This window comes from Pseudomonas sp. MYb118, assembly GCF_040947875.1.
Classification (GTDB): domain Bacteria; phylum Pseudomonadota; class Gammaproteobacteria; order Pseudomonadales; family Pseudomonadaceae; genus Aquipseudomonas.
The window spans coordinates 934678-961294 of record NZ_JBFRXN010000001.1 but is presented as its reverse complement, the minus strand read 5'-3'; the positions used below and the strand labels follow the sequence as shown (position 1 = coordinate 961294).

26 protein-coding genes and 1 pseudogene are annotated in these 26617 nt (G+C 61.3%); 15 read left to right on the top strand and 12 right to left on the bottom strand.

Annotation, left to right across the window (positions count from 1 at the left end; all coding sequences use genetic code 11):
- Positions 1 to 63 precede the first annotated feature (63 nt).
- The 5 genes from ABVN20_RS04540 (at position 64) to ABVN20_RS04520 (ending at position 5623) form a co-directional block, all read left to right on the top strand.
- Positions 64 to 579, top strand: coding sequence for a sigma-70 family RNA polymerase sigma factor (locus ABVN20_RS04540; protein ID WP_368554300.1), 516 nt, complete (start codon positions 64 to 66; stop codon positions 577 to 579).
- The gene (locus ABVN20_RS04535; RefSeq protein WP_368554299.1) at positions 566 to 1537 is read left to right on the top strand and encodes a FecR domain-containing protein; all 972 of its coding nucleotides are present in this window, start codon (positions 566 to 568) and stop codon (positions 1535 to 1537) included. The genes ABVN20_RS04540 and ABVN20_RS04535 overlap by 14 nt, the downstream gene beginning before the upstream one ends.
- Before the next feature lie 112 nt (positions 1538 to 1649).
- Positions 1650 to 4031 (top strand): TonB-dependent siderophore receptor, encoded by a 2382-nt coding sequence (locus tag ABVN20_RS04530; RefSeq protein ID WP_368554298.1) that lies wholly within the window; start codon positions 1650 to 1652, stop codon positions 4029 to 4031.
- 253 nt (positions 4032 to 4284) lie between these two features.
- Positions 4285 to 5016 (top strand): hypothetical protein, encoded by a 732-nt coding sequence (locus ABVN20_RS04525; protein ID WP_368554297.1) that lies wholly within the window; start codon positions 4285 to 4287, stop codon positions 5014 to 5016.
- A 13-nt stretch (positions 5017 to 5029) separates the two neighbouring features.
- Positions 5030 to 5623, top strand: coding sequence for a hypothetical protein (locus ABVN20_RS04520; RefSeq protein ID WP_368554296.1), 594 nt, complete (start codon positions 5030 to 5032; stop codon positions 5621 to 5623).
- Positions 5624 to 5717: 94 nt separating this feature from the next.
- Here ABVN20_RS04520 and ABVN20_RS04515 read toward each other — a convergent pair whose 3' ends face one another.
- The gene (locus tag ABVN20_RS04515) at positions 5718 to 6254 is read right to left on the bottom strand and encodes an AAA family ATPase (RefSeq protein WP_368554563.1); all 537 of its coding nucleotides are present in this window, start codon (positions 6252 to 6254) and stop codon (positions 5718 to 5720) included.
- A 144-nt stretch (positions 6255 to 6398) separates the two neighbouring features.
- Between ABVN20_RS04515 and ABVN20_RS04510 the strand changes: the two genes are divergently transcribed.
- Positions 6399 to 6734 carry a hypothetical protein gene (locus ABVN20_RS04510; RefSeq protein ID WP_368554295.1) on the top strand — a complete coding sequence of 112 codons (336 nt, stop codon included), beginning with the start codon at positions 6399 to 6401 and terminating at the stop codon, positions 6732 to 6734.
- 50 nt (positions 6735 to 6784) lie between these two features.
- Here ABVN20_RS04510 and ABVN20_RS04505 read toward each other — a convergent pair whose 3' ends face one another.
- Positions 6785 to 7951, bottom strand: coding sequence for an MFS transporter (locus ABVN20_RS04505; protein ID WP_368554294.1), 1167 nt, complete (start codon positions 7949 to 7951; stop codon positions 6785 to 6787).
- A gap of 94 nt (positions 7952 to 8045) precedes the next feature.
- On the opposite strand from ABVN20_RS04505, the gene ABVN20_RS04500 reads away from it, so the two are divergent.
- The 4 genes and pseudogenes from ABVN20_RS04500 to ABVN20_RS04485 all read left to right on the top strand — a co-directional run.
- Positions 8046 to 8954, top strand: coding sequence for a LysR family transcriptional regulator (locus ABVN20_RS04500; protein WP_368554293.1), 909 nt, complete (start codon positions 8046 to 8048; stop codon positions 8952 to 8954).
- A gap of 81 nt (positions 8955 to 9035) precedes the next feature.
- A complete protein-coding gene (locus ABVN20_RS04495; protein ID WP_368554292.1) occupies positions 9036 to 9533 on the top strand; it encodes an HIT family protein in 498 nt (165 codons plus the stop codon).
- Positions 9534 to 9618: 85 nt separating this feature from the next.
- Positions 9619 to 11475: an ABC transporter ATP-binding protein gene (locus ABVN20_RS04490; protein WP_368554291.1), complete on the top strand. Its 1857-nt coding sequence runs from the start codon at positions 9619 to 9621 to the stop codon at positions 11473 to 11475.
- A 191-nt stretch (positions 11476 to 11666) separates the two neighbouring features.
- Positions 11667 to 11777: pseudogene (locus ABVN20_RS04485) on the top strand (outer membrane lipoprotein carrier protein LolA); the annotation flags it as partial.
- Between the two features lie 3 nt (positions 11778 to 11780).
- Here ABVN20_RS04485 and ABVN20_RS04480 read toward each other — a convergent pair.
- Complete coding sequence (locus tag ABVN20_RS04480) at positions 11781 to 12239, bottom strand: metallophosphoesterase family protein (RefSeq protein ID WP_368554290.1); 459 nt, start codon at positions 12237 to 12239, stop codon at positions 11781 to 11783.
- Between the two features lie 23 nt (positions 12240 to 12262).
- On the bottom strand, positions 12263 to 13501 hold the full coding sequence (locus tag ABVN20_RS04475; protein WP_368554289.1) for an MFS transporter: 1239 nt from the start codon (positions 13499 to 13501) through the stop codon (positions 12263 to 12265).
- Positions 13502 to 13563: 62 nt separating this feature from the next.
- On the opposite strand from ABVN20_RS04475, the gene ABVN20_RS04470 reads away from it, so the two are divergent.
- Positions 13564 to 14190: a histidine phosphatase family protein gene (locus tag ABVN20_RS04470; RefSeq protein ID WP_368554288.1), complete on the top strand. Its 627-nt coding sequence runs from the start codon at positions 13564 to 13566 to the stop codon at positions 14188 to 14190.
- A gap of 389 nt (positions 14191 to 14579) precedes the next feature.
- Here the strand turns inward: ABVN20_RS04470 and ABVN20_RS04465 are convergent, their stop codons facing one another.
- Entirely contained in the window at positions 14580 to 15221 is a 642-nt protein-coding gene (locus tag ABVN20_RS04465) for an aldolase (protein ID WP_368554287.1), read from the bottom strand.
- Complete coding sequence (gene otnK, locus ABVN20_RS04460; protein WP_368554286.1) at positions 15218 to 16507, bottom strand: 3-oxo-tetronate kinase; 1290 nt, start codon at positions 16505 to 16507, stop codon at positions 15218 to 15220. Before otnK ends, ABVN20_RS04465 begins: the two co-directional genes overlap by 4 nt.
- 279 nt (positions 16508 to 16786) lie before the next feature.
- Between otnK and ABVN20_RS04455 the strand changes: the two genes are divergently transcribed.
- The 3 genes from ABVN20_RS04455 (at position 16787) to ABVN20_RS04445 (ending at position 20441) form a co-directional block, all read left to right on the top strand.
- Positions 16787 to 18157 carry a hypothetical protein gene (locus ABVN20_RS04455; RefSeq protein WP_368554285.1) on the top strand — a complete coding sequence of 457 codons (1371 nt, stop codon included), beginning with the start codon at positions 16787 to 16789 and terminating at the stop codon, positions 18155 to 18157.
- A gap of 80 nt (positions 18158 to 18237) precedes the next feature.
- Complete coding sequence (locus ABVN20_RS04450) at positions 18238 to 19587, top strand: gluconate:H+ symporter (protein ID WP_368554284.1); 1350 nt, start codon at positions 18238 to 18240, stop codon at positions 19585 to 19587.
- 50 nt (positions 19588 to 19637) lie between these two features.
- Positions 19638 to 20441: a DeoR/GlpR family DNA-binding transcription regulator gene (locus tag ABVN20_RS04445; protein ID WP_368554283.1), complete on the top strand. Its 804-nt coding sequence runs from the start codon at positions 19638 to 19640 to the stop codon at positions 20439 to 20441.
- A 315-nt stretch (positions 20442 to 20756) separates the two neighbouring features.
- Here the strand turns inward: ABVN20_RS04445 and ABVN20_RS04440 are convergent, their stop codons facing one another.
- From ABVN20_RS04440 to pstS, 6 genes are all read right to left on the bottom strand, one after another.
- On the bottom strand, positions 20757 to 21308 hold the full coding sequence (locus ABVN20_RS04440) for a hypothetical protein (protein WP_368554562.1): 552 nt from the start codon (positions 21306 to 21308) through the stop codon (positions 20757 to 20759).
- A 77-nt stretch (positions 21309 to 21385) separates the two neighbouring features.
- Positions 21386 to 22084, bottom strand: coding sequence for a hypothetical protein (locus ABVN20_RS04435; protein ID WP_368554282.1), 699 nt, complete (start codon positions 22082 to 22084; stop codon positions 21386 to 21388).
- The gene (gene pstB / locus ABVN20_RS04430) at positions 22084 to 22845 is read right to left on the bottom strand and encodes a phosphate ABC transporter ATP-binding protein PstB (protein ID WP_368554561.1); all 762 of its coding nucleotides are present in this window, start codon (positions 22843 to 22845) and stop codon (positions 22084 to 22086) included. The genes ABVN20_RS04435 and pstB overlap by 1 nt, the downstream gene beginning before the upstream one ends.
- 76 nt (positions 22846 to 22921) lie before the next feature.
- On the bottom strand, positions 22922 to 23815 hold the full coding sequence (pstA, locus tag ABVN20_RS04425) for a phosphate ABC transporter permease PstA (protein ID WP_368554281.1): 894 nt from the start codon (positions 23813 to 23815) through the stop codon (positions 22922 to 22924).
- Complete coding sequence (gene pstC, locus ABVN20_RS04420; RefSeq protein ID WP_368554280.1) at positions 23815 to 24780, bottom strand: phosphate ABC transporter permease subunit PstC; 966 nt, start codon at positions 24778 to 24780, stop codon at positions 23815 to 23817. The genes pstA and pstC overlap by 1 nt, the downstream gene beginning before the upstream one ends.
- A gap of 75 nt (positions 24781 to 24855) precedes the next feature.
- Complete coding sequence (gene pstS / locus ABVN20_RS04415; RefSeq protein ID WP_368554279.1) at positions 24856 to 25887, bottom strand: phosphate ABC transporter substrate-binding protein PstS; 1032 nt, start codon at positions 25885 to 25887, stop codon at positions 24856 to 24858.
- Between the two features lie 240 nt (positions 25888 to 26127).
- Here pstS and ABVN20_RS04410 point away from each other — a divergent pair, with 240 nt between their 5' ends.
- Positions 26128 to 26517: an NUDIX domain-containing protein gene (locus ABVN20_RS04410; RefSeq protein WP_368554278.1), complete on the top strand. Its 390-nt coding sequence runs from the start codon at positions 26128 to 26130 to the stop codon at positions 26515 to 26517.
- Positions 26518 to 26617: the final 100 nt, after the last annotated feature.

Genomic DNA, 26617 nt, shown 5'->3' with positions numbered 1-26617 from the left:
ACCTGACCCCCATCCCGTGAGTAGAATGAGAGTAATTATCAATCATGTACTTTCGGGATGGCGATGCGCAGCGACGATTCACTGGCTACTGCCGATCTGGGGCTGCTCTATCGCACCCACCACTCGTGGTTACACGGTTGGCTCAGCCGCCGCATTGGCTGTCGCGAAAACGCCGCCGACCTGGCGCAAGACACCTTCGTGCGCGTGCTCAAATCCCGTCAATCAAGCCCCCTGCGTGAACCCCGCGCTTATCTGAGCAGCATCGCCCGCGGGCTGATGATCGACCAGTATCGTCGCCGCGAACTCGAACGCGCCTATCTGGAGAGCATCGCGCTGCTGCCGGAGCAGGAGGTGCCCTCGGCAGAAAGCCGGCTGATGATTCTTGATGCGCTCGAGCGCATCGACCGCATGCTCGACCAGCTCAAACCGAGGGTTCGCCAGGCATTTCTGTTTGCCCAGCTCGACGGTTTGACCTGCGCCAAAATCGCCGAGAACCTCGGTGTTTCCCGCGCCACCGTGGAGCGCGACCTGGCCCAGGCCCTGCAACACTGCTATCGCTTGCGTTATGTCGAGGCCTGAGTCGCAAGCGCTGGACCCGGCCGTGGTCGACCAGGCGATCCAGTGGCTGGTGCGTCTGCGCTTCAATCAGGCCGATGAGCAGGCCCGGCGCGCATTCGAGCACTGGCTGCAACAACGCCCGGAACATGGCTTGGCGTGGCAACGGGTGGCCACGCTGGGGGATGATTTCGCCGGTATTCCCGCGCAATTGGCCAGGCAAACCCTCAACGGTACCCAGCGCGGCCTGCGTCGCCGCGAAAGCCTCAAACTGTTGGGCGTGCTGGCCACGGTGGGCGCTGCAGCCTGGCTCGGTCGGGATTACACACCGCTGCCGGCCCTGATGGCACAGCAGCACAGTGACACCGGCGAACGACGCCGCTTCGAGCTCGACGACGGCAGCCTGGTCCAGCTCAACAGCGACAGTGCCGTCGACAGCGATTTCGACGCCCGGCGGCGCCTGATCATTCTGCGCCGCGGGGAAATCATCGTGAATGTCGGCGCCGATCAGCGCCCCTTCTGGGTGCAGACACGCAACGGCATGATCCGCGCCCAGAGCACCCGTCTGCTGGCGCACGAGCGTGACGACGGCACCCTGCTGGCGGTTCAGGGTGGCGCGGCCACGGTCTTCCCCGGAGACAGGCAACCCCCTGACAGCGCCAGCCTCGGTGTCCAGGCCACGAAGCCGCTGCTGTTCACCTCAAGCGGCCCCCGTAAGTTAACGGATAACGGCCTGGACGTCTGGAGCTGGGGTGACGGGGTGATCAGCGCGCGCAACATGCGCCTCGGTGATTTTATCGCCGAGTTGTCACGCTATCGCCCCGGCGTATTGCGCTGCGCCGACGAGGTGGCAGACCTTCGGGTTTCCGGTACCTATCAGCTCGCCGACAACGATCAGGTGCTGGCCCTGGTCGCGCAATCCCTGCGCCTGCGCATTGATTACCGGACCCGTTACTGGGTGACGTTGAGCGCCCACGGCTGAGTTCGTTCGCTTGTCTGCAAAAAATAATGAGGTGATTTCTCATTCTCGTTCGACCTGTAAGGAAGGCCGCAAAACAGGCCAGTCAGCCAATAACCTTCCACGGAGCGAGAAAATGAGTTTGTCCCCGGTTTCACAGCGCCATCCATTAAATCGTGCCTTACAGGTCGCGATGCTGGGCCTGATCGTCAGCAGCTATACACTGCCCTCGCAGGCCGCTTCTTCGAGCGCTGCTCCGAGCAATCAGCTCCAGCAATGGAACATCGCGGCCGGTCCGCTGGCACCGGCGCTCGACCGCTTTGCGCGTGAGGCCGGCATCAGCCTTTCCTTCGATGCGGCAAGCGTGGCGAACCGCACCACTCAAGGGGTGAACGGCGCGCTCGACACCCAGACTGCGCTGTCGTCTTTGTTGCAGGGCAGCGAATTGCAGGCCGAGCAACAAGGCCCGAATGCCTACCTGCTGGTGCCAGCCCCTGCCCCGCTCGACCTCGGCGCAGGTGACAGCGAGAACTACCGCCTCGCGCCGCTGATCATCAACGCCAAGGTCAAGGTCAGTGCCGACGACGACGTCAACTCGGTGGTCGCCAAGGAACTCTGGGTCGGCGGCAAGGTGGCAACCAGCATTCTCAACACCCCCGCCTCCGTGTCGGTGGTGACCCGCAAGGAAATGGAACAACGCAGCGTCAGCACCACCGAAGAGGCGTTGCAATACACGCCGGGCGTGATCAGCGATTTTTATGGCACGGACGACCGCAACGACTACTTCCAGATCCGCGGCTTCCAGGCCACCACCTACCGTGACGGCCTGACCCTGAGTTCGATGCGCGGCGTGCGTGAAGATCCGTTCACCTATGAGCGCATCGAAATTCTGCGTGGCGCCAACTCCACCCTATTTGGCCCGGCCGACCCAGGTGGCTCGGTGAACTTCGTGACCAAACAGCCGCGTTTCGAGAAATTCGGTCAGGGCTATGTGACCTACGGTTCCTTCAACCATGTCGAGACGGGCATCGACGTGGGCGACGCGCTCAACGACGAAAAAACCCTGGCCGGCCGCTTTACCGCCAAAGGGCAGAACAGCGATCGCGAGTACGATCACTCCCAGGACGATAACCAGTTGTTCATGGGTGGCCTGACCTGGGCGCCCACGGACTTCACCTCGGCCACCGTGGTGCTGGATTACCTGAAAACCGAAAGTTCGCCCAACAGCGGTGGTTATCCGCTGGACAAGGAATACGACCGCAGCAAGTTTTATGGCGAGCCCAGCTATAACTTCCACGATGTCGAACGCACCAGCCTCAGCGGCAACGTCACCCATGACTTCGACAACGGTTTCGTGCTGCGCAGCAACATGCGTTACAGCACGCTGACCGATGACTTTGGCTACGTGTACCTCAGCGACAGTGCATCGCGTGTCGGCACCACGCTTGACCGCTATCAGTTCGGCACGGACACCGAAGCCGACCAGTTCAACGGCAACCTGATGCTGCAATACGATGCCCGCTTCGAGAACATCGACAGCAGCAGCCTGGTGGGCGTGGAGTATCTCGATTCGACGACCAAGCAAAGCTCGATCTACAGCCCAACGACCTCGATTGACCTCGCCAACCCGGTATTCACTGGCGTTTCACGCTCCATCGCACCGTATGCTGTCGACAAGCGAGACGCGAAAACCAAGGCGGTATTCCTTCAGCAGAACCTGTCGTTCTACGAGCGCTTCATCCTCACCGGCGGCGTGCGCAACGACTCCATGGACCTGACCAGCAAAGGCTTGCAAACCAACGAAAAGGACAACTTCTCGGAAACCTCTTACCGCGGCGCGCTGACCTACATCGTCAACGATGAGGTGTCCACCTACGTGAGCATGGTGGAATCGGTGTCGCCGCCCCAGGTTGGCGTAACACCGCAGACCGGCAAGCAATACGAAATCGGCGTGAAGTACTCGCCCATGAGCATGGACGCGCTGTTCTCGGCAGCCGTGTATGACCTGACCCAGGAAAACGTCACCATCGCCGTGGTACTGCCGAGCGGCATCATCGAGCAGCAGACCGTGGGCGAGTCGCGGGTGCGCGGCCTGGACCTCGAGGCCAAGGCGCAGGTCACGCAGAACCTCAGCCTGATTGGCGGCTACTCCTACATGGAGTCCGACGTTTTACGCGGTTCATTGCGCAACGGCAGCTCCCTCAAGGGCAACGAGTTCGCCACGGCACCCAAGCACTCCGCCTCGCTGTGGAGCTACTACGATGTGCCTGGCACCGACGTGAGCGTCGGCCTGGGCGCGCGTTACGTCGGCGCTTACTACTTCGATGCTGCCAACACCGACAAGAGCGATGGCACCACGCTGTTCGACGCCGCCTTCAACTACAAGATCGCCAAGGGCACCGACCTGGCTGTGAACGTCAGCAACCTGCTCGACGAGCAACACGTGGTCGGCTCCGGTACGGCGAACTTCTACAACCCGGGTCGCGAGATTACTGCCAAGTTGAGTTACAACTGGTAAGCCGACGTGTAAGCCTTTCCCCTGTGAGTAGTGCCCATACGACGGGCACTACTACCCTTTCGCCTCCTCCAGCGGCCTTTTCAAGCTCCCACCTCGCACGATGACTTAATACTGGCAACGTGCCACAATTACCCTCTGCCTGGCATCCCAGGGATATTTTTTGCAACGGCCTGCCACTTTTCAGGACCGCTGATCTGGCTTAAAAAACAGGGAGTTGGCAACGTTGATGCCTCAGCAGGATGTACTCGCACCCATGACTCGGACCCACAAAATCACATCGCTGATCACCCGCGGCATGGCCGGACTCGGCGTTGTACTCAGTGGGTTATGGGCATTGATCACCTACGCCGTACCCGACCCAAGCGCATTCGGTTTCACCTTCATCAGCTGGAAAAGTGTGGTGTTGGTAGTCGGTACCTTTTTATTTTTGAGCTCCGTTTCCATCGGCTGGCAAATCCGTAACCTCACGCCAATCCTCAGAGGAACGCTTCAGTTCTTCATGCTGATCATTCTTTCACTCGGCTTCTTTATCCTGGGCACCGAATACGCCAAGCCTTCTTTCGAATTCGCCAAGCTGCAATCAAAAGTCGTCGAAAACGAAGGCACCAACCTGCTCGGCAAACGGTTAGAAGTATTGGATAACGTGCGCATCGAATTGCTCGATTGCGAAAACATAGGTCGCTTGCCGACCTGCACTTTCGAGTTGACCAACCTGAATATTGATCGAGGTTTTCGGTTTAACGATGGCACCTTCCTGTTCGACGAGACGGGCGGCCCACTCAAACTCGAGTCGGTACGCGTCGGTCAGGTGGATGACGCTTATTACAGGGCGTTCCAATTGGTCAGGAACGTGCCGACACGGGTGACACTGAAATTTCAACAAAGCAGCAGCAAGCTGAACAAGGCCCCAGCTATCAAGCTCAGTTTCCGGGATAACAACGATGAGTCACTGATGCTGAAATTCAGCGATGTGACGTTGAATTAAACAAGGAACAACGATGCTTCGTCACATCTTCATCGCAGCTGTCGCCGTGTTCATCACCGCCTGCGCCAGCATTGAGCATAAGACGCCAGAGGCGAGGCAAAAGATCAAACACGATCTGAAATTGGAAGAGGTCGTCGATACATCGACTATGAGTTTCAGTTGGCACAGGATCCCTGGGCGTTCTGCTGCGCTGAAGTACACCCCTGGCATAGGCATCCTCACTCAAAAGAGCTTGTTGCTGGTGGATTATGAAAATGGCAAATATGTGCAAAAAGGCATGCTTACCACTCAAGATGTGAGCTGCATCAGCGATGGTAATGGGCAAACCTTCACGGTATTTACAAAGCAACTTGCCATATCGCTGATCCCTTACCTGGAAGGCCCCGCGAACAACCCGTCGTTCCGAACCAAAGTGATCAAGCTGCTGACGGACAACGGTCAACCCTTCCTGCAGGGCGAATCAGCGGCATTCATTCGTAAAACCGGAGGTCAGGAGTACACGGTCAGTAGTCTCCAAGTAGGCGCAAACACATTGCCAATCGCAGTGGGAAGTGACGCATACGAGACCTACATTCCTTGTCCGAGTTCTGAACACGCGGCTCAGTGACGGCTATTCCATTCCCCTCATCGTAGCACCCGCTCTATAGCGGGCACCGCCAACCTCGACATCAATACTCAAGCTGCTCGGTACCGTCGAAAATCTACTCAAGGCAAGTTTCCGGTGTCGCGGGCAAACTGCCTAAAAATGCGTCGATCTGTCGACGTCCTCGCAAGTGCATCGTCGGCACCTGTGGGCCAATGGCTTGCCGCACCCTGTCAATACCGGGGCGGTAGTCACGGTCAAAATTCCAGACGAATTTCAGGAAGGTCAGGAACGCTCGATCGAGCTTTTCCGTGCAACCTGCTGCAAGATCGGAACGCGGACGGTTCATGACACTGCGGATGATCACTCGGGTGAAACAGGTCAGCCGCGGCGTATCGAGCCAAATGATCAGGTCGGCCCGTGGCAGGCGCAGATCGAAAGTGCGCCTTGCATAGTTGCCTTCGCAAACCCAGGTATTCGCCGCAACCGCTTCGCTGACGCGCGCGCGAAACTGCTCGGCGTCCGGCTCGACCCAGCCTGGCTCCCAAAAAAGCCTGTCCAGATGCACCACGGGTAGCCCGAGGCGTTTGCCCAGGGCGCGGGCGAGCGTGGATTTTCCACTACCGGCATTGCCCAAAATTACAATCCGTTGCATGACCGTCCAGTCCCGAGAAAAGCCGGCCATTGTGCGGTTTTTTGATCGCCAGTCAAAGACTGATGGGAGCAGCCCCAGGCAAATGAATGTATTGTGCCGTGGCGTGATCAGCACAATTGACCTCTATCAACCTTCCGGCCTGACATGAAACTCACTGTCGCATCCAGCCTGATAACCCACTCCCAAGGAAGCATCGCCGCGGCTTATCCGGTTCTTGAGGCTCACGAAATCTCGGGCATCGTCGTGGTGATCTACGACTACATGGTGTTCCCAAAGGATGCTCCGGCGAGAAACCTGTTTGGTTACTCGGTCACCACAGGGGAGCAGCTCTGGCGTGTCGCAGATGTTGCCCTTGGCGGCACTGGCGCCTATACGCAGCTCATCAGCGAGGAGCCGCTGGTGGTGGGCAATTTTTCGGGGTTTGATTGTCGAGTGGATGTCCGCACCGGCAGTGTCATCAGCAAAATCTTTCGCAAGTGACGCAATTCCAGCCAGCGACCTGTGGTCGTTGGCTGGAACGATTGGCGTTCTTACGCCGTCGCCACCTTGACCGCTCTGGACCGGCTGGCAAACACCAGCACCATCAGCAGCCCCAGCGCCGCCATCGCGGCGCCCGCCAGGGAGATCGCCGGGTAACCCAGGCCTGCGTTGATCACTGCACCGCCCAGCGCCGCACCAATCGCATTGCCGAAGTTGAACGCGCCGATGTTCACCGCCGAGGCCAGGTTAGGCGCGTCCTTGGCGGCTTCCATCACGCGCATTTGCAGCGGCGGCACCAAGGCGAAGCTGGCGATGCCCCAGACCAGGATGCTCACGGCGGCAGCCAGTGGCCAACGCATCAGGACGGTGAAGGCCAGCAGCACTGCGATCAGCACGCTCAGCGAGACGATCAGGGTGCGGTCGATCGAGCGGTCTGCCGCCTTGCCACCCCACATGTTGCCCAAGGTCAGCCCCACGCCGAACAGCACCAGCATGGCAGTGATGAAGGTCGTGGACGCGTGGGTTTCACTGCTGAGAATCGGCGCAATGTAGGTGAAGACGGTGAACATCGCACCCGAACCGACGACGGTCAACGCCAGCGCCGCCAGTACCGGGCCGCGGCCCAACACACGAATCTCGGCGAGCACCCCGCCGCTTTTCGGCAGAGGCAGGTTGGGCAAGGCGAACCACAACGCGACCATGGTGATCACGCCCAATCCGGCGATGCCCCAGAACGCGGTGCGCCAGCCGAGCATTTCCCCCATCCAGGCGGCCAGCGGCACACCGCCAATGGTTGCCAGGGTCAGGCCCATGAACATCGCGGCCACCGCTCCGGCGCGTTTGTCCGGCGCGACCACGCTGGCGGCGACGATGGAGCCGACGCCAAAGAACGCGCCGTGGTTGAGCGAGGTGACGACGCGGGCGATCAGCAGGCTGTAGTAATCGGTGGCCATGGCGGACATCAGGTTACCCAGGGTGAAGATCGCCATCAGCCCGATCAGCAGCTGGCGCCGGGGAATCTTGCCGGTGGTCAGGGTCATCAGGGGCGCGCCGAGCAGCACCCCCAGGGCATAGGCGCTGACCAGAAGGCCGGCGGCAGGAATGGAAACGCCCAGATCGGCAGCGATGCCGGGCAACATGCCCATCGGGGCGAATTCAGTGACACCGATGCCGAAGGCGCCGGTGGCGAGTGCTACAAGGGGTGGATTTATACGCATGGCAAGGTCCTCATTTATGCGGCAAAGGTTACAATGTGTTTCCCAAGGCCAGAAGACGGCCTTTTCGGCAAACACCTTTGCGCAAGAGGCACAAATGGACTTCAACGGCAGATCCGGTGAAATGACCGTGTACGTCACAGTGGCCGAGCAAGGCAGCCTGTCAGCGGCAGCCCGTGTGCTGGGGCTGACCCCCTCGGCCGTCAGCCGGGTCATCACGCGCACCGAACAGCGCCTCGGCACCCGCCTGCTGCTGCGCACGACCCGGGCGCTGACCTTCACCGCCGAGGGCGAGGCGTACTTGCGCGGCGCCCGGCGCATCCTCGCAGACATGGCGGAAGTCGAGGAAGCCATCGCCGACCAGGGCGTGCCCCAGGGCCGCTTGCGCGTGAGCGCCGCCCTCGGCCACGGGCGCATGGCCGTCGTGCCGCTGGTGACGGCGTTCACTGCCCGCTACCCGAACATCGTGGTCGACCTCACCCTCGGCGACGAAGTGGTCGACATCCTCGCCGGCCAGGCCGACGTGGCGGTGCGCTTCGGTCACCTGCCCGACAGCCCGCTGACGGCGCGGCGGATCGGCGAAACCGGCCAGGTGGTGGTGGCCTCCCCGGCCTATCTGCAACGTCACGGCACCCCGCAGGAACCGCAAGACCTGCTGCACCACAACTGCCTGCGCTTCAACTTCCGCCGCGCCCAGCCCGACTGGCCCTTCGCTCGCAACGGCGAGGCGTTGTCCCTGAAGATCAACGGCAGCATCGCCTGCAGCAGCGGCGAAGCGCTGGCGCAGATGGCCTGCCTGGGCGCCGGCATTGCGCGCATCGGCCGGTTCACGGTGGAGGAAGAACTGCAACGCGGCGAGCTGGTGGCCTTGCTCGAAGACTGGAACCCCGGCGACCGCGAACCGATTCACGTGGTGTTCGTCGGCGGCGCCGCCATACCGGCGCGGGTGCGGGTGTTCGTCGATTTCCTGGTGGAGCACCACCGGATGCACACGACTCAGGCTTGATCTTTGCCGCAGGGGTGGCCAGGTGCGGACATTACCCCGTCAACTTGCTACCCTGCGCCGAGGTTCTTTCAAGGCAGATATATGGACATCCCGCCTCGCTTCATCATTCATCAGACGCGTCACTGGATCATCAACCACCGCATGGACAGCGCCCTGCCCGGCTACCTGATGCTCAGTGCCCGGCAGATGACCAACAACCTGGCGCAACTGCCGCCGGAGGCACTCGCCGAACTGGGTGTACTGCAGGCACAGATCCAGGCGGTCCTCGAAGATCATTTGCAGCCCAAACGACTGTACATCGGCCGTTTCGGGCATGACGCCGGTCACTCCACCCACTTTCATTTCGTCCCCATCCATCAATGGGTGGAAACGCTGTTCTGGAGTGACGAGCGGTACAGGCTGCTGCAAACCTTCGGCTCGACCCACAGTCCACAGCCCGCGACCGATGGTGCCGAACTGCTGCTGTATGTGTGGCGAGAGTTCTGTGAGCGACCTGACCCGCCGCAGGTGACGGGCGTATCGGTGGACGAGGTGATCCCTGCGCTGCGCGAACGATGGGACGCTCGTGTTTGCCGGTGAACGACGCCACCCATTCACGTTTCAAAACCGCAAAGCCTTCGATAAATGGCAGAATTCCCTCACTTGACCCTTCAGGAGGCCCCTAATGCTTCGTGTGTTTGAACGAAGACTCGACCCTTTTCCACCCGATGAACTGCCACCGCCCCCGGTCGGGCTGGCGCGGTTTCTGTGGGCCTGCACCCGCGGCGCTCGCGGTTATATCCTGGCGTTCGCCCTGCTCAGTGCCAGTGTGTCGATCTATGAGGCCTGGTTGTTTGCCTTCCTCGGGCAAGTCGTCGACCTGCTGGCCACCTGGAAAACCGGCGGCGAAGTGAGCGGCGAGGAAACCCGCGTGCTGTGGGGTATCGGCATCGTCCTGATCACCAGCATCGGGCTGGTGGCACTGCGCACCATGGTTCAGCACCAGATCCTGGCGATCAACCTGCCACTGCGGCTGCGCTGGGATTTCCACCGGTTGATGCTGCGCCAGAGCCTGTCGTTCTTCTCCGATGAGTTCTCCGGCCGGGTCACCACCAAGGTGATGCAGACGGCGCTGGCGGTCCGCGAGGTGCTGTTCACCCTTATCGAAATCCTACCCGGCATTGGCGTTTACTTCATCGCGATCATCGCCCTGGCCGGCGGCTTCGCTCTGAAGCTGATGCTGCCGTTCGTGATCTGGGTCGCGATGTTCGGGCTGGCGATGCTGTATTTCGTGCCGCGCCTGGGCAAGGTCGGCCAGGAACAGGCCCATGCGCGGTCGTCCATGACCGGGCGCGTTTCGGACGCCTACACCAACATCACCACGGTGAAACTGTTCTCGCACTCCAAGCGTGAGGCGCATTTCGCCCGCGCGGCCATGGAAGATTTCAAGCAGACCGGTTTTCGCCAGATGCGCCTGGTCAGCCAGTTCGAGATCGTCAACCAGGCGCTGGTGGTCGGGTTGATCATGGGCGCCGGCGGTTATGCCTTGTGGCTCTGGCACCTGGGCGAAGTCGGCGCCGGTGCCGTGGCGGCGATTACCGCCATGGCCTTGCGCATCAACGGCATGTCGCACTGGATCATGTGGCAGATGACCTCGCTGTTCGAAAGCATCGGCACCGTGCAGGATGGCATGGCCACCCTGACCCAGGGCCCCAAGGTGCAGGATGCGCCGGACGCCGGAGTGCTGGTGCCGTCAGGCGGCGCCGTGAGCTTCGACAACGTGCGTTTCAACTACAACGGCGAACGCCAGGTGCTCGATGGCCTGAGCCTGCACATCCGCCCGGGCGAGAAAATCGGCCTGGTGGGCCGTTCCGGTGCCGGCAAATCCACGCTGATCAACCTGCTGCTGCGCTTCTACGATGTGGACAGCGGCGAGATTCGCATCGACGGGCAGAACATTGCCAAGGTCACCCAGGACAGCCTGCGCAGCACCATCGGCATGGTCACCCAGGACACGTCGCTGCTGCACCGCTCCATTCGCGACAACATCGCCTACGGTCGCCCGGACGCCACCGACGAACAGATCCGCCGGGCTGCCTTCAACGCCCAGGCCGACGGTTTCATCAACCAACTGACCGACCCGCAAGGCCACAGCGGTTACGACACCCTGGTGGGTGAACGCGGAATCAAGCTGTCCGGCGGCCAGCGCCAACGGATCGCCATCGCCCGGGTGATGCTCAAGAATGCGCCGATCCTGCTGCTGGACGAAGCCACCAGCGCCCTCGACTCGGAAGTCGAAGTGGCCATCCAGGAAAGCCTCGACGAAATGATGCAAGGCAAGACCGTGATCGCCATCGCCCACCGCCTGTCGACCATCGCGGCGATGGATCGCCTGATCGTCATGGACGAAGGCCGCATCATCGAACAAGGCACCCACGCCGAACTGCTGGCGAAAAACGGCGGCACCTATGCACGGTTGTGGCAACACCAGAGTGGCGGGTTCCTGGGTGAGGATCAGGGGGTGGTTGAGGCGGTGGAGTGAGGCACTAACGCGGCCCCCTGATGTCCTGCGGTGTTTTCGAACCCATCGCGAGCAGGCTCGCTCCCACAGGTAAACACCAATCCCCTGTAGGAGCGAGCTTGCTCGCGATGGTCGTTAACGATGACGCGGGAAGCCTGATACATCGCGGGGTACTTGAATGCATCGCGAGCAAGCTCGCTCCTACAGGGGGAATGCGATCTTCTGTGGGAGCGAGCCTGCTCGCGATGGTCGCCAACGATGACGCGGGAGGCCTGACACCCCGCGGTGTTCTCGGGCCCATCGCGAGCAAGCTCGCTCCTACAGGTTCAGGTGAGTAGATGGATCAACCGAGGTTCGATCTCCGTCGCATCGACTTCCAGCAGCGCCAACGTCACCGGCAACTTGAACCGCCGCCGCCCTGCACTGCCGGGGTTGATAAACAACCGCTCGCCTCGCCATTCAATCAGCGGCTTGTGGGAATGCCCGGTGATCACCAGCCTCACCTCCTCCTCAAGCGCCACCGGCACATCGGCAATGTCGTGCACCAGCAGCGCCTGCCAGCCATCCAGCTCGAAACGCAAAAGATCCGGCAGCCCCACCGCCCAGGCCGCCTCCAGGTCATTGTTCCCGCGCACGACGGTCAACGGCGCAATGGCCTGCAGTTGATCGAGAATCTCCCGGCTCCCGATATCCCCCGCATGGACGATCCGCTCACACCCCTGCAAAGCCGCAGCGGCTTCGGGCCGCAACAATCCATGGGTATCGGAAATCACACCAACCTTCATCTTCCCCTCCTGTAGGAGCGAATTCATTCGCGATGGTCGTCAACGATAACACTGGAAACCAGACCCTGCGCCGTATCCCGCTCACCGCCAGCCCTCGTCGCCCAAACCAGCACGAGTATCCCCAACACCACCGCCAGCAGCGCCAGAAACAACACCACCCCCTGCACCCCCAACTTTGTCGCCAACAGTGCCACCGACAACCCGGCCAACGGCTGCGACAGGTTGTTGAGCAAGGTCATCACCCCGACTGTCTTGCCGAAATCCTGCTTGGGAATCACCTGCTGGCGAATCGTGCGCATGTACACGTTGAACATCTTGTCGAAGCCAACGATCAGCAGAAACCCCAGCACATACACCCCCAGGTTCGGGCTCAGCGCACATATCAGGCCACCCGCGGCGATCATCGAATACCCGACGCCACCCATCACCCGCAGGGGCAGCACCACCCGCGCGAGGAAGAACAGGATCACGATGGTCACTCCTGCCCCGGCCGCCTGCAACACCGCGTAATCGTCCTTGCCGGCACTGAATTGGCCGATCACCATGGCCGCCGAGGTGGCCAGGGCTCCCCCGACGATCAGGTTGACGCCAACAGCCAGAGTGATGATCCTTTGCAACGCCCGATGCTGGCGGATATGTCCGAAGGCGATCCGCAGCGGCTGCAGCCAGATGTCCTGATGCTGATCGAACACCTCCAGGGTGATGCCGCTGTAACGTTGCCACACCCGCATGCCCAGATCGGCCAGCAGGAACAACCCGGCGACCCACGCCACCACCCAGTGCCAGGCCCACAGCTCCAGCAACAGCGCCGCCAGCAGCGGCCCGAGCACCAGCCCGGTCTGGTCGGCGATCTGTGAGTAGGACAAGGTTCGGGTGTAGCTGTACTGCTGGAAGATATGCGGCATCAACACTTCACGGGCCATGATGCCCTGGGTGGTCAACACCCCGCACAGCGCCGACAGCACCACCAGCCAGGCGATACCGCCGAATATCAGGTACAAAACCACCGCCACGCCACACAGCAGGGCCCGATAGACCTGGCTGATGTGTAGAATCCGCGTGGGCGAAAACTTGTCACACAACGCCCCGCAGAGCGGAAACGCAAGAAAGCGCGGCAGCGATTCGACGAAAAACGCCAGCCCTGCCCAGGACGCGCTTTCCGTGGTCTGGAACACCACCAATGGCACGATGAACAGCAGGATCTGGTCCGCCAGCCTCGACAGGAACAGCGAAGCGAAAAATGCCAGGTAATCCTTGCGCATGGTGACGTCCTGTCGGCGGTGATTCAGTGGGGTATCAATCAAAGGATGAAAACGAGCGACCGATGAAGCGATTTTATGTTGTTACACATGGACAGGCACAACATCACCTGGATCACGTCGTGGGTGGCTGGTTCGATTCCAGGCTGACCGCCAAGGGCATTGAACAGGCCCGTCATCTGGCGAGGTTTTTTCCCACCCTGCAGTTGCCCGAACGCACTGCAATCTACTCCTCTGATCTGCTGCGGTGTAGAGAGACGGCAGAAATAGTGGCTGATGCCCTGGGAATCGAGACGGTCTTCGACGAACAACTGCGCGAGATGTCGTTCGGCAGCCATGAGGGGATGGACCAGGCGCGGCACAACGGGATCATGACCCCAGCCGCCGAAAGCCCTGACGGTCGAATGGATCATGCCATCTGCGAAGGCGCTGAAACCCGCCGGCAGTTCGCCACTCGCCTGGCCGACTTCGTCCAGGGCCTGGATTCCGAGCTTGAATGCGCCGTGATCGTTACCCACGGGTTTGCCGCGAGCTTCCTGATCAGTGCGCTACAGCGAGTGCCGGTCGAGAGCATGGGGTTTGTCTCGTTCAAGATGTCGCCGGGCGGCGTGTCCGAACTGGTCGAGGATGACCTGTTCAAGAATGTCACCCTGACCAGGTTGAATATCGCTGTGCCTGTAATGGGTGCCTAAGATGATGCGGGAAGCCATCGCGAGCAGGCTCGCTCCCACACGGACAACACTGTACCTGTAGGAGCGAGCTTGCTCGCGATGGACGTCAACGATAACGCGGGAAGCCTGATGCCCCGCGGTGGCCGAGAGACCATCGCGAGCATGCTCGCTCCTACAGGTACGGCGCCGTACCTGTAGGAGCGAATTCATTCGCGATGGACGTCAACGATGACGCGGAAAGCCTGATGCCCCGCGGCGGCCGAGAGACCATCGCGAGCAAGCTCGCTCCTACAGGGGAATTCGGGCATCTGTGGGAGCGAGCCTGCTCGCGATGGAGGTCAACGATGACGTGGGAGGTCTGGTGCCCCGCGGTGGCCGGGAGACCATCGCGGGCAAGCCCGCTCCTACAGTCAGTAGGTCACGCCAAACACGGCCTTCAATTCCTCGACGGCCGCGTCGCTCAGCGGTGCCGGGCGGGGTTGGGTCATGAGCCACAGGCGTGCGGTTTCTTCCAGCTCTTCCAGGACATGGCTGGCTTTGGAAATCGAACTTTCCCATACCACCGGGCCCAGGCGTTCGAGCATCACCGCCCGCACCTGATCGGCCAGCAGCGCGACTTGATCGGCGACGCCCTGCGCCCCCGGTCGATCGTAGCCGATGAGGGGCACGCGCCCCACCTTCATGACCTGATAGGGCGTGATCGGCGGCAGAATGTTATCCGCACTCCAGACACCCGCCAGGGTCAGTGCCACCAGATGCGTCGAATGCGTGTGCACGACGCCTTTGGCGCTGGGGTTGCGGTCGTAGATCTTGCGATGCAAGGCCAGGGTTTTCGACGGTTTATCCCCGCTGCTCCACGATCCGTCCGCCAGGACCTTGGCGATGCGTGCCGGATCCAGATGCCCCAACGAAGCATCGGTCGGCGTGATCAACCAACCGTCCTCCAGCCTGGCGCTGATGTTCCCCGCAGTGCCCACCGTGTAACCACGCTCATACAGGCTGCGCCCCACCGTGCAGATTTCTTCACGCAGTGCGTTCTCAATGCTGCTCATGCGGTTGCCCCTTGCATGAAGCGCAGGGCTTTGCTGAAAAAGTCCTGGGCGCCGAAGTTTCCTGATTTCAATGTCAACAATAACGGCGCTTCACCGCCCAACGACAACGTCAGCGGCACGCCGGGATCGATCATTCGTCCGATACGCAACGCCTTGACATCGAGCGCCTTGACCACCGCCCCCGAGGTCTCGCCACCGGCAATGACGAAATGCCGAAAGCCCTTGTCGAACAGGCGGCGAGCGATGTTGCCAAGCGCCTCCTCGACCAGCGCACCGGCACGCTCCACGCCCAGTTCGGCCTGGGCTTGGCGTACGGCATCCGGGTTGCCAGTGGAGTAGATCAGCGCCGGCTCATGTTGCTCGGCAAAGGCGACGGCGTCACCGACCACATCACGGCCTTCGGCAATGGCCAGCGGATCGATGTGAAAGGCGGCGTTCCCGGCGTGCATCCACTCGGCAACCTGGGCGTTGGTGGCCCTGGAGGCACTGCCCGCGAGCACCACAGCCCGGCCCTCGACGCTGTCCATGTGCGCGGCATCGACTTGCCGCAAGGTGCCCAGGCGCTTGAAGTTGGCCGGCAACCCTTGTGCGACACCGGAACCGCCGGTCACCAATGTCAGGGAGGCGCAAGCCTCACCCAAGGTCAGCAGGTCGGCATCAGACAGTGCATCGGCAATCGCGATGCGCACACCCTCGCCGCGCAATTCATCAAAGCGCGAGCCTACCGCCGCAGCCCCCTGGGCGACAGCGTCGTAGCGCACCAGCCCCACCGGCGACGGCGTCTGCTGGCTCAGTACACGAACGAGGTTGGCATCTTTCATTGGGGTCAGTGGGTGATGCTCCATGCCCGATTCGCTGAGCAACCCGTCCTGCACGAACAAATGGCCGCGGTACAAGGTACGCCCGTTCTCGGGAAACGCCGGGCAGGCGATGGTGAAATCACTGCCCAGGGCCTGCAGCAACGCATCGGTCACCGGGCCGATGTTGCCGGCGGGCGTGGAGTCGAAGGTCGAGCAATATTTGAAGAAAAACTGGCTGCAGCCCCGTTGGCGCAGCCACTCCAATGCTTCAAGCGACTCACGCACCGCTTCAGCCGCCGGGCTGGTGCGGGACTTCAACGCGATGACCACCGCGTCGGCGTCCAGCGTGTCGGCCAGCGCGGCGTCAGGAATGCCAATGGTCTGCACGGTGCGCATGCCGCCCCGCACGAGAATGCTGGCGAGGTCAGTTGCACCGGTGAAATCGTCGGCGATGCAGCCGAGCAAAGGTGGTTTTACAGCACTCATACAGTTATCTCCGTCGGCGTCAGCCCGGCTGACCGCCCGCCTGTTGCCCTGCCGGCCGTTAACACCCGCAGTGTTAGAAAATGATAAAACCACACGCAAGCATGGTCGAACTGTCGCTGATATTAGGGCAAAAAGTCGATCTAGTGTTAATCCACGTTAAATAAATTGACCTGAATGTTAATTTGCAACTATTGTCGGCTCATTCGGTAGCTGCGTATCCATAACAATATTGTTCATCCGGTGGTCGCTGCCGACTCTACCTTTCACCGAGGACGAACCATGAATTTCGAATTACTGTTCGCAGACCAAGCACAACCCGTTCGCTACGCGTTGACCGGCGCCAAGGGCGGATTTTCCCGTACGTTGCTCGCCCAGACGCTGAAAATGCCGCGACTGCAAGCCGCCGCCCTGTGCGACCTGGACATTGCCGGCCTGCGCGCGCTGTGCCTGGAACTGGGCTTCGCCGCCGAGCGCCTGGTCGAATGCGCCGATGCACAAGCCGTTGCCGCGGCCCCGGCTGACGCCATTGTGCTGGTCGCGGACGTTGAACTGCTGGCCGCGGCGACCTACGACATTCTCGTCGAAGCCACCGGCAACCCGGCCATCGGCTATCGCACCGCCCGTCGCGACATCGAGGCCGGCCGCCATGTGGCCATGGTCAGTAAGGAAGTCGACGCAGTGTCCGGCATCACCCTGTCTCGCCTGGCCGCCAAGCACGGTGTGGTCTACACCACGGCGGACGGTGACCAGCCGGCCAACCTGATCGGCTGGGTCAGTTGGGCCCGTGTCCTGGGCCTGGAAATCGTTGCCGCCGGTAAATCCAGCGAATACGACCTGGTGTTCGACCCGCAGGCAGGCACCATCCAGCAGCTTGACCAGGTCATCGCCGCTCCGGACATGGCCGACCTGCTGACACTGGGCAACGACATTCCCGCTACCCTCGCCGCCCGCCGCGCCGCACTTAATGGCTTGAAAACCTCCGCCACCGCTGACTACTGCGAAATGTCCGTGGTCGCCACCAACATCGGTTTCGTTCCCGACGTCGAGTTGCTGCACTACCCCATCGCCCGCACCAGTGAGCTGGCCGACATCTACGCCCTGCGCGAAGACGGCGGCATCCTGGGGCGCGAGGGCGTGATCGAGGTGTTCAACGTCCTGCGCCTGCCGGACGAAGCCAGTTTTGCCGGCGGCGTCTTTGTCATCGTCCGCACCCACGACCAGCCGACGTGGGCATTGCTGGCCCAGAAAGGTCATATCGTCAGTCGTAACGCTCGCTACGCCTGCCTGTACCTGCCTTATCACTTCATGGGTGTCGAAACGCCGATCACCCTGCTCAATGCGGTGTTGCACAAGCGCGCTTCGGGTACCGACAAGCCAAGCCAGTGCACCGTCCTGGGCGGTCGCGCGACCGTCGATATCGCGGCCGGCACCGTGCTGAAAATGGGGGGTCACCATCACGACGTGACCGGCGTGCAAGCCGTTCTCCTGGCCGCATCCGAGGCCGACGACGATGTTGCGCCGTTGTACCAGGCCGCGCACGCCACCGCCAAGCGGGACATCAAGGCCGGGGCGCTGCTGCGCATCAGCGATCTTGAGGGGTACGACGAGGACCTGCATCGCGCCTGGTGCGACGGCCGCCGGCCCGCCTGAAGCCGGGCGCCCACGCGGTGGGCGCCCCTTGCCTGGGCAGCACATCACTCTTTTCGCACGCAAACAGGTTCAACAAAAACATGAATAGCGAACTGTTTATTTTTTCGATGGCCGCAGGTGCCATCGTCGTCCTGATCGTCTTGATCACCCGCCTCAAGCTCAATCCGTTCCTGGCGCTGACACTGACTGCCATTGGCCTGGGCCTGCTCAGCGGTGTCAGCTCCGCAGAAACCATCGACAGTTTTGCCAAAGGCTTCGGTTCGGCGCTGGCCAAAACCGGCCCGGTGATCGGACTGGGCACCCTGCTCGGCGGCATCTTACTGGGTTCGGGGGGTGCCGACCGGATCGCCAATGCGTTCATTGGCAAACGTCCGGTGCAATACGCGCCCTGGGCGATCTGCGCCGCCGCGTTGCTGATCGGCATGCCCCACCTGTTCGATGTCAGTTTCATCATGCTCGCGCCGCTGGTCTACACCGTGGCAAAACGCACCAACAGCCATCTGCTGTATATCGGCTTGCCCTTGGCGGCCGGACTGTACGTGTCACACGGTTTGCTGCCACCGCATCCGGCCCCCACGCTTGCGGTCGCGGCGTTCCATGCCAACACCGGCCTGACGATTTTCTACGGGCTGCTGATTGCCATTCCGGTGGCGGTGATTTGCGGCCCGGTGTTCACCAAATTGATCAGCCCGTGGTTCGGCCCGGCCCCGGACTTGAGCGCAGGCCCCGTGGGCGCCCGTGAAGTGGTACAGGGGCAACCACAGGCCTCGTTGGTCGCCTCGATCATCAGCGTTCTCCTGCCTCCCGGCCTGATGCTCATCGGTACGCTGGGTCTGGCTTTCAGTGACAAGGGCAGCGCGCTGCACGGTTTCTTCAACGCGCTGAACAACCCGATCCTGTCGTTGCTGGCAGCGGTCATCTTTGCCTTTTTCGCCCTGGGCCTGCGTTCCGGCTTCAACCTTGGCCAGGTGCAGAAAATGGCGGGCCAGGGCCTCGCACCGCTGGGCGCCATCGTGATGATCCTGGGGGCCGGCGGCGGTTTCAAGGAAATGCTCACCACCATTCACCTGGACGTGCTGATTACCCATCATGCCTCCGGTTGGGAGATCAACCCGCTGATTCTCAGCTGGGGCATCGCCGCCCTGCTGCGCATTTGCCTGGGTTCGGCCACGGTCGCCACGGTGGCGGCCACCGGTATCGTCGCGCCGTTGGCACTGGCCCACCCCGGACTCTCGCCAGAGTTGCTGGTGCTGGCCACGGCATCGGGGGCGGTCATGCTCTCGCACGTCAACGATTCCGGCTTCTGGCTGTTCAAGGAATACTTCCAGCTGACCGTGGCCCAGACCTTCCGCACCTGGACGCTGATGCTCTGCCTGCAATCGCTGCTCGGCCTGATCGGGGTTCTATTGATCGAAGCGGTAATACGCTAAATTACCTGGCCAATCCGTGACGGATTGGCCTTGCCCCTCCAGGAGTTCAGATGCAGGACGAAGAAAACGGCACCGTGGGTGGTGGCGCCCCGATCATCCCCGAACAGCGTCGGGACCTGATCCTGCGCCAGTTGCGCAAGCATCAGGTGCTGAGCGTTCATCAGTTGATGGAGATGTTCGACTGCTCGCACATGACCGTGCGCCGAGACATCGCCGTGCTGGAGCAGGAAGGCAAGGCCTATTCGGTGACCGGTGGCGTGCGGATCGCAAGCCAGGTGCATCATGAGCTGAGCCATCAGCTCAAGGCCGTGAAGGAACTGCCCGAGAAGGAAAACATGGCGCGGCATGCCGCCGGATTGTTGCGCGACAACATGACCGTGTACCTCGACGCCGGCACCACGCTGCTGTCACTCATCCCCTACATCATCGAGCTGTCGGGCATGAGCGTGGTCACCAATGACTTCGGCATCGTCCAGGCCCTGGCCGACGCCCAGCACGTGGACGTCATCCATACCGGCGGCCTGCTCGACCATCCTAACCGTTCCAGCGTGGGCGGCCTGGCGGCAGCAACTCTGCGTCAGATCGTCACCGATATCGCCTTCATTTCCACCAGTTCATGGGACCTGCAACGCGGCGTGACCACCCCTTCGGCCTTGAAAGTCGAGGTCAAGCAGGCCGCCATGCAGTCAGCCACCCAGACCGTATTGATCGCCACCAGCTCGAAGTACGCCACCTTCGGCATGTACAAGATTGCGGGGCTACATCAGTTCGATACGATCATCAGTGACATCAACCTGACAGAAGCGGCGGCCGATGGCATTCGCAAGTTAGGGGTGGAATTGATCCTGGCGTAGGGAACAACATCTCCGACGACGCGGGAAGCCTGATGTCCCGCGGTGGCCGGGAGATCATCGCGAGCAGGCTCGCTCCCACAGGGGGAATGCGGACATCTGTAGGAGCGAGCTTGCTCGCGATGGAGGTCAACGATGACGCGGGAGGCCTGATGCCCCGCGGCGCCTGGGAGACCATCGCGGGCAAGTCCGCTCCTACAGGGGAATGCGGGCATCTGTGGGAGCGAGCCTGCTCGCGATGGGGGTCAACGATGACGCGGGAGGCCTGACATCCCGCGGTGGCCGGGAGAACATCGCGAGCAAGCTCGCTCCTACAGGTCAGGAGGAGTAGACGCCAGCGCCCGTCGATATTGGCGCCTTGAAGCGGTGCGGTTGCTGCCAGGCCAGTTGCGCCTGGACGTCCGCCACGGCGTCCAGCACGCGTTGTGCCCAGCGCTGGTCATCGGGTTGCACGACGACTACGCGAAAGCCATGCGCCTGGCCTTCGTCCTTCACGCCTTCGGAGTCATCGACGTGCAGGTCGATGTCGAACAAACGCGGCAACTTGGACGGGGTGATCGACAGCCCGTGTTCCTTCAGCGCTTCTTCGTGACGCACGCTGTTGACCACGCCATCGACATGAATGCCGTAGAGCATCAGCCAGCGGCGGATGTAGCTCGGCGTGCGCCCGGACGAGGTGTAGACCCAGACGCTGCAATCCTGGCGGCGCAGTTCGCGGATCAGTTCGCGGGTGCCCTGGCGCAGCGGTTCGCCCAGCCAGCGGTGAATGGATTCGGGCAGCAGGTTCGGCTCGGCTTCGCTGTGGTGCGGCAGGCAGGCCAGGGTGTCGTCGATATCGAAGGAAATGCGCACACGACGGCACTCGACCATCGGCACGTAACTGCGGGTGATCTGCCACGCCTGGTTCACGGCGAACCGGCATTTGTCGAGCGTCGAAACGTTATTCATCACGCGCCCCCCTGGTAGGCAGGCAGTTTTCGTTCGTAGACGAAGAACTTCTGTGGATCCGGTGAGTGATCTTCCAGGAAAGCGGCATATTTTTTCTTGATCTTGGGCAATTCATACAAAGACTTCACGCCATGTTTGGCTGAATTGCGGATGACGGATGACGGGTTGAAGTAACCCTTGGCATTGTCCAGCGTCAGCACGAACGGCGGCTGGCCCGCACGCATCAACAGATAGCTGACCAGCAACGAACCACTGCGGTGGTTGCCTTCGATGAACAGTTGCGGCTTGCTCAGGACCCGTACGTAGACACCGGCCGCCCTCTTCCACACCGATTCGCTGCGGTAGGCGCAGTACCAGTTGAACAGGTCCTTGATGCCACCTTCGACGTTGTTGAAGAAGTGCGCCTCGGTGGCCTCAAGGTGCTGGGCGAACTCGACCCGGCGTGCCGGGTCATTGCCACACAGTACGGTGGCATTGATTTCCAGCATCAGGTTGAGGTTCTGCAGGTGAAACAAGTCGACATCATTGGCAACGAAGTCGTCGATCAGCGCATAGCCGTCCAGCACGTTTTGCAGCACTTCGTCGGTGAACGGGTCACGCGGCTCGGTGAACTGCATGCTGAGTTCGGCAAAACGGCCCTGCACTTCGCGCAGGGCCGCCTCGATGGCGGGCAGATCAAGACGACGTTTGGCAAACATCAGCTGAACTTACCGCTGATGTAGTCGCTGGTCATTTGTTCGCGCGGGTTGTCGAAGATCTGGGTCGTCGGGCCCATCTCTACCAGGTAACCGGTGCGCGTACCCTGGGAAATGTCCACCGAGAAGAAGGCCGTGGTGTCGGCGACACGGATGGCCTGCTGCATGTTGTGGGTCACCAGGGCGATGGTGTAGTCCTTCTTCAGTTCGACCATCAGCTCCTCGACGCGGCGAGTGGCGATCGGGTCGAGTGCCGAGCAAGGCTCGTCGAGCAGCAGCACTTCCGGCTCGGTGGCGATGGCGCGGGCGATGCACAGGCGTTGCTGTTGACCGCCGGACAGCGACAGGCCGCTGACCTTGAGCTTGTCCTTGACCTCATCCCACAGCGCGGCGCCTTGCAGGGCGTGCTTGACGCGGTCGCCGATGTCGCCCTTGTAACGGTTCAGGCGCAGGCCGAAAGCGACGTTGTCGAAGATGCTCATCGAGAACGGGTTCGGCTGCTGGAACACCATGCCGATGTAGCGACGCACGACCACCGGGTCAACGCCCTTGCCGTAGACGTCCTGGCCGAGGAAGTGCACGTGGCCTTCGAAGCGGAAGCCGCGCACCAGGTCGTTCATGCGGTTGAGGCTGCGCAGTACGGTACTTTTGCCGCAGCCCGACGGGCCGATGAAGCCAGTGATCTTGTTCTTCTCGATCGGCACATGGCTGTCACGCACGGCCATGAAGTTGCCGTAGAAAATCTTGTCGAGCTTGCAGTCCATGACCACAGGGGCCTGGGTCTCGAATGGGGCAGCTTTAGGTACGGATAGTACGGTCATTATTCAGGTGCTCCGATTCTCAATACTTTGGCTTGCCGAAAATTCGGCTCACGACATTCACGACCAGCACGATCATGACCAACACCAGCGAGGCCGCCCAGGCGAGCTCGAGCTGGTTGTCAAACGGCATGCCGGAGAAGTTGTAGATCAGTACCGCCAGCGAGGCCGTCGGGTTCATCACCGCCAGGCTGCCTTCGTGATAGATCCAGTAGTTGCTGAACAGCGCGGTGAACAGCAGCGGCGCGGTTTCACCCGCGGCACGTGCCACGGCCAGCATGACGCCGGTGAGGATGGCCGGCATGCCGGTTGGCAGAATGATTTTCCAGATCACTTGCGAGCGGGTGCAGCCCATGCCGTAGGCGGCGTCCTTCATGATCTTGGGCACCATCTTCATCGACTCTTCAGCGGTCAGCACGACGATGGGCAGCATCAGTACCGCCAGCGCCACACCACCGGCAGGTGCCGAGTAGGTGCCAGTGGTCATCACCACGATGGCGTAGGCGAACACACCGGCCAGGATCGAAGGCAGGCCGGTGAGCATCTTCGCGGCGAAGCGCGCGGCGTTGGCCAGCTTGCTTTCCGGGCCCAGCTCTGCGAGAAACACGGCGGCCATGATGCCGACCGGCACCGCGATGGCGGCAGCAATGCCGACCATGACGAAGGTACCGGCCATGGCGTTACCGAAACCGCCGCCGGTCTCGAAACCGGTCGGTGGCAATTCGGTGAAGACTTCCAGGCTCAGGCGAGCGCCGCCCTTGGTGATCAGCATGTAGAGCACCGACAGCAGCGGCACGCTGGCCAGCAGTGCGCCCAGCCAGACCAGCGTGGTCAGGACCAGGCTGCGCAGTGCGCGGCCTTCGAACTTGCGCTGCAGGCTCGGCAAGGCGTCGATAGGGGTCGTCAGGCTAGTCATCATTTATTACCCCGCTGGGCGTACATCATGATCATGGAGCCGAGGATGTTGACCACCAGGGTGATGAACATCAGCACCAGAGCGGCGTACATCAGCACTTCGATCTCGTTCGGTCCCGCTTCCGGGAAGTTCAGCGCCAGCAAGGCCGCCAGGGTGTTGGCCGGGGCGAACAGCGAAAGGGAGATGTTGTTGGCGTTACCCACCAGCATCGCCAGGGCCATGGTTTCACCCAGCGCACGGCCAAGGCCCAGCACCAGGGAACCGAAGATGCCGGTGGCAGCCGATGGCACCATCACCTTGAGAATCGCTTCCCAGTGGGTGGTGCCCATGCCGTAGGCGGCCTGTTTGGTTTTCATCGGGACGGCGGTCAGCGCGTCCTGGGATACCGCCGCAATGGTCGGCAGAATCATGATGGCCAGCACCAGCGCGGCGGGCAGCAGGCCCGGGCCGCTCAGGGACGTGCCGAAAAAGGGAATCCAGCCGAGCTCGGCATTCAACCAGGTCGTCAGCGGCCGGATAGCCGGGATGACCACGTAAATGCCCCACAGGCCGTAAACGACGCTGGGGATGGCGGCGAGCAATTCAACGATGGTGCGAAAAACAGCGGCGAGTTGGGCGGGCAGGAAATCCTGGGTCAGGAAAATCGCCATGCTGACGCCGAACATGCCAGCAATGATCAGTGCAATCAGGGCGCTGTACAGCGTGCCCCAGATCGCCGGCAGAATGCCGTACTTGCCTTGGTTAACGTCCCAGACGCTACCGAAAAGAACATCCAGACCATGTTTCTCCATGCCTGGAAGCGCCTTTACTCCAACTTCGTATATCAGGGCAAACACCACAGCCAGAATCAGCACCACACCGATGCGCGAAAGCGCACGGAAGGTCCGATCGACCAGAAAGTCCTTCGGCGAAGGCGGTTTGCAGGCTGAGTCCGGATTGACCGGTACGACAAAAGGCTTGTTCATGGACTGATTCCGGAACAGTGGGGGAAATCCCCCCGGCGTGGCGGGCAGCACACACCGGGAGAAGCCACGCATGTGTTACTGGATGTTGGCGGAAGCCTTGCGAACCTGATCTACAACCGATTTCGGCAGCGGGATGTAACCCATCGAGTCGGCGATTTTCTGACCTTCGGTCAGGCCGTACTCGACCATGTCACGCATGGCCTTGGCTTTTTCCGGAGTCTGGTTCTTCTTGTGGAAGATCATCCAGGTGTAGGAAGTGATCGGGTACGACTTGGCGCCGTCCGGATCAGGCAGCCAGGCCACCAGGTTTTCCGGCATCTTCACGGCGTCCAGCGCTTCTGCACCGCTTTCGGCGTTCGGTACGACGTATTTGCCAGCCTTGTTCTGCAGCTCGGCGAAGTCGACCTTGGCCAGTTTGGCGAAGCCGTACTCGATGTAGCCGATGGCGCCAGGGGTCTGACGTACGGTGGCGGTCACGCCATCGTTCTTCGGCGACTTGATGAACTTGTCGCTGGCTGGCCAGTTGACGGTGTTGCCTTCACCCAGGTCCTTGTTGAACGCGGTGTTGATGGCCGACAGGTGTTTGGTGAACACAGCGGTGGTACCGCTGGAGTCTGCACGTACGACCACGGTGATCGGCATGTCAGGCAGTTTCAGATCCGGGTTGGCGGCGGCGATCTCTTTATCGTTCCAGTTGGTGATCTTGCCCAGGAAGATGTTGGAGTAAACGTCGCGTGGCAGCTTCAGGCCCTTAGGGTTGCCTGGCAGGTTGTAGGCCAGCACGATTTCGCCAGCGGTCATTGGCAGCAGTTGCACGCCGCCTGGCACCTTGGCCATGTCTTCTTCTTTCATTGCCGAGTCACTGGCAGCGAAGTCGACGGTGTTGTTCAGGAAGTCCTGTACGCCCGCACCGCTACCCTTGGATTGGTAGTCGACGGTCACGCCTTCGGATTTTTTGCTGAAGTCCTTGAACCAGGTGAGATAAATCGGAGCCGGGAAGCTGGCGCCGGAACCGGTCAGGCGTACGCTTTCCGCAGCGAAAGACACCGAGGTGGCGCACAGGGAAACTGTTACGGCCAACGCGGCGGACTTAAACAAACTCTTCATCAAAGGAACTCCATGTGTTTAACGGGGCTTCTGTTTTACGGGGCTACGGCACTTTGCTCCACAATTGTTAAAGGTTTATGACAGAGGCATGGCAAACGGTCGGATGTACGATTTTTCTGACAAACAATGGGGCGATAAACGGCGTTGCGCAGTCATCCAATCGACACATTAAAACCCTAGCCTTGAGTCAGGAGCCGTCCTTTATAGAGCTCCGTCCAGCCAACTGATCCGGGAATGCGCATGAAGGCCATGGACACCGCTACGGCAAGAAGAAAGGGAATCAAACTGCGCGCCACGGTGATCTACCGTAAGGACGGCGAGGTGCTGTTCGTGCGTAAGCGCAATGCCAAATGGAACCTGCCGGGTGGCACGGTCGAGCACAACGAGACGCCCTTGCAGGCCGCGCGCCGGGAGATGGCTGAGGAAACCGGCCTGTCCTGTGATGAACTGCGTTACATCGCTGAATTCCGCGAGGACAAGGTGATTCATTACCTGTTCGAAGCGACCAAGACCTCTTCCAAGCCCCGCCCCTGCAATGAAATCGACGCGTGCCGCTGGATCAAACCCAAGGAAGTGTCGAAGCGCCGGGTGCGGCGGCCGATCAAGGTGATTCTCAAGCGTTGTGCTTGAGGCCTTTGGGCGCAGCTGAAACCTGTGGGAGCGGGCTTGCCCGCGATGGCGGTGTGTCAGGCGCTAATGATGCTGGATGTGATGGCCCCATCGCGGGCAA

Bases quoted from the DNA above. Each gene is read 5' to 3' on its own strand.
- ABVN20_RS04540 (WP_368554300.1), top strand. From the start codon at position 64: ATGCGCAGCGACGATTCACTGGCTACTGCCGATCTGGGGCTGCTCTAT.
- ABVN20_RS04535 (WP_368554299.1), top strand. From the start codon at position 566: ATGTCGAGGCCTGAGTCGCAAGCGCTGGACCCGGCCGTGGTCGACCAG.
- ABVN20_RS04530 (WP_368554298.1), top strand. From the start codon at position 1,650: ATGAGTTTGTCCCCGGTTTCACAGCGCCATCCATTAAATCGTGCCTTA.
- ABVN20_RS04525 (WP_368554297.1), top strand. From the start codon at position 4,285: ATGACTCGGACCCACAAAATCACATCGCTGATCACCCGCGGCATGGCC.
- ABVN20_RS04520 (WP_368554296.1), top strand. From the start codon at position 5,030: ATGCTTCGTCACATCTTCATCGCAGCTGTCGCCGTGTTCATCACCGCC.
- ABVN20_RS04515 (WP_368554563.1), bottom strand. From the start codon at position 6,254: ATGCAACGGATTGTAATTTTGGGCAATGCCGGTAGTGGAAAATCCACG.
- ABVN20_RS04510 (WP_368554295.1), top strand. From the start codon at position 6,399: ATGAAACTCACTGTCGCATCCAGCCTGATAACCCACTCCCAAGGAAGC.
- ABVN20_RS04505 (WP_368554294.1), bottom strand. From the start codon at position 7,951: ATGCGTATAAATCCACCCCTTGTAGCACTCGCCACCGGCGCCTTCGGC.
- ABVN20_RS04500 (WP_368554293.1), top strand. From the start codon at position 8,046: ATGGACTTCAACGGCAGATCCGGTGAAATGACCGTGTACGTCACAGTG.
- ABVN20_RS04495 (WP_368554292.1), top strand. From the start codon at position 9,036: ATGGACATCCCGCCTCGCTTCATCATTCATCAGACGCGTCACTGGATC.
- ABVN20_RS04490 (WP_368554291.1), top strand. From the start codon at position 9,619: ATGCTTCGTGTGTTTGAACGAAGACTCGACCCTTTTCCACCCGATGAA.
- ABVN20_RS04480 (WP_368554290.1), bottom strand. From the start codon at position 12,239: ATGAAGGTTGGTGTGATTTCCGATACCCATGGATTGTTGCGGCCCGAA.
- ABVN20_RS04475 (WP_368554289.1), bottom strand. From the start codon at position 13,501: ATGCGCAAGGATTACCTGGCATTTTTCGCTTCGCTGTTCCTGTCGAGG.
- ABVN20_RS04470 (WP_368554288.1), top strand. From the start codon at position 13,564: ATGAAGCGATTTTATGTTGTTACACATGGACAGGCACAACATCACCTG.
- ABVN20_RS04465 (WP_368554287.1), bottom strand. From the start codon at position 15,221: ATGAGCAGCATTGAGAACGCACTGCGTGAAGAAATCTGCACGGTGGGG.
- otnK (WP_368554286.1), bottom strand. From the start codon at position 16,507: ATGAGTGCTGTAAAACCACCTTTGCTCGGCTGCATCGCCGACGATTTC.
- ABVN20_RS04455 (WP_368554285.1), top strand. From the start codon at position 16,787: ATGAATTTCGAATTACTGTTCGCAGACCAAGCACAACCCGTTCGCTAC.
- ABVN20_RS04450 (WP_368554284.1), top strand. From the start codon at position 18,238: ATGAATAGCGAACTGTTTATTTTTTCGATGGCCGCAGGTGCCATCGTC.
- ABVN20_RS04445 (WP_368554283.1), top strand. From the start codon at position 19,638: ATGCAGGACGAAGAAAACGGCACCGTGGGTGGTGGCGCCCCGATCATC.
- ABVN20_RS04440 (WP_368554562.1), bottom strand. From the start codon at position 21,308: ATGGTCGAGTGCCGTCGTGTGCGCATTTCCTTCGATATCGACGACACC.
- ABVN20_RS04435 (WP_368554282.1), bottom strand. From the start codon at position 22,084: ATGTTTGCCAAACGTCGTCTTGATCTGCCCGCCATCGAGGCGGCCCTG.
- pstB (WP_368554561.1), bottom strand. From the start codon at position 22,845: ATGGACTGCAAGCTCGACAAGATTTTCTACGGCAACTTCATGGCCGTG.
- pstA (WP_368554281.1), bottom strand. From the start codon at position 23,815: ATGACTAGCCTGACGACCCCTATCGACGCCTTGCCGAGCCTGCAGCGC.
- pstC (WP_368554280.1), bottom strand. From the start codon at position 24,780: ATGAACAAGCCTTTTGTCGTACCGGTCAATCCGGACTCAGCCTGCAAA.
- pstS (WP_368554279.1), bottom strand. From the start codon at position 25,887: ATGAAGAGTTTGTTTAAGTCCGCCGCGTTGGCCGTAACAGTTTCCCTG.
- ABVN20_RS04410 (WP_368554278.1), top strand. From the start codon at position 26,128: ATGAAGGCCATGGACACCGCTACGGCAAGAAGAAAGGGAATCAAACTG.